The organism is Selenomonas sp. KH1T6 (assembly GCF_900108415.1).
GTDB lineage: Bacteria > Bacillota > Negativicutes > Selenomonadales > Selenomonadaceae > Selenomonas_B > Selenomonas_B ruminantium_A.
The window spans coordinates 1-1,369 of record NZ_FNWN01000075.1 but is presented as its reverse complement, the minus strand read 5'-3'; the positions used below and the strand labels follow the sequence as shown (position 1 = coordinate 1,369).

Annotated in this window: 1 protein-coding gene; it reads right to left on the bottom strand. The window is 52.2% G+C overall.

What is annotated here, in order from left to right; translation table 11 throughout:
- Positions 1 to 1,171 (bottom strand): sodium:solute symporter family protein (locus tag BLW59_RS17030; RefSeq protein ID WP_074699059.1); only part of this gene is annotated, 1,171 nt, incomplete at its 3' end.
- Positions 1,172 to 1,369: the final 198 nt, after the last annotated feature.

Below are 1,369 nucleotides of genomic sequence, written 5' to 3'. Positions count from 1 at the left end.
CTACATCACAGACCATCACAAAGACATTATTCCAGAACAGAATCTGTGACCCCTGATTTGCCAGTGCAATGGCCATAGCCACAACAATGGCTCCCACCATAGACATCCTCATAAGCATGAGTTTTCCAGCTTCCGTCCGCACCTTCAACAGAGGTTCCAGCATATCCCTGGCCACCATAGTGCCCACTCCCAGGCTAAGGCCTGCAATGGACCCTATAACCCCCAGAACAATGCCCCCCAGAGCCATGCCGCCCATCAATGGCGAGGCGTAGTGAAGCAAATATGCTGGCAGTGCCAGCATGGCTGGAAGTTCAGGATGTACAGACTGCATGTATATGCCCATCATCGCACAGGGCAAACCTATGGGTATAGCAACCATTGCTGCCAGAATAAGTCCTACTGCTGCAGTTCTGGGTGTGGCTGCTGAGAAAACTGCCTGAATATATGTCTGCGTGCAGATCATGCCCACCAATACCGAAGCCACATTGGTCAGGATAGAACCTGCGCTGATGCCCCAAATGCTGAGAAAGCCCTCTGGTTTTTCTCTCAGTAGTTCTGGTGAGGCAGCAAGCCCCTGCCAGGCCGCAAATCCCAACGCAAACAGCGTCACAAAGAGTACCAGCATCTTCAGGATTCCACCTATAGAAGCCGTCTTCATTCCTCCGAAGAAAGCGTACAGGATCACTAACAGCAACAGTATTCCCGCCGATACCAAGGGTGAAAGTCCAGTCAAGGCAGCCAGCAAGCCGATCCCGGGAAGAATGCTGGATACTGCGCTGAACAGTATGCCAAAGGAAGTGGCGCAACTGGTGATCCTGCCTGCCCCTTTCCCATAATTGCCAACTATATACTGGGATATTGTCTCCAGCCCCGTATATCGCAGAGGACGGGCATAGATAAGTCCCATAACCAGCAGGGATAATCCCACGCCTATAGTAAACCATACAGCTGACAGGCCTACAGAACCGGCCAGTTGCGCTGTGCCGATAGTAGCGCCGCCTCCCACACAGGTACCGGCAATACTCCCCGCTATCATGGGGACACCTGCTGATCGGCTTCCCAGGCTGAAGCCCTCAGATGAATGCACCGACCTGGCTGCATACAAACCGCCACCCAAAACCAGACAGATGGTCACGGTCATTATCGCCAGGTGGCCAATCGAGAATTCCAAAGCTATGCGCTTCCTTCCAAAATCATTAAAGATTTGCCCAGCAATCGCTATTAACCAACGCCATTGCGTGAACCCATCGTAGTGCCCATTCTAACATCATCGCATATTACGGTCAACGCATAAGCCAGCTGCCACCACGCAAAAACTGGCTGCGCAGCCAGCACAGCCAGTTTCCATCTCTTTCCAAAGTAACTGTAA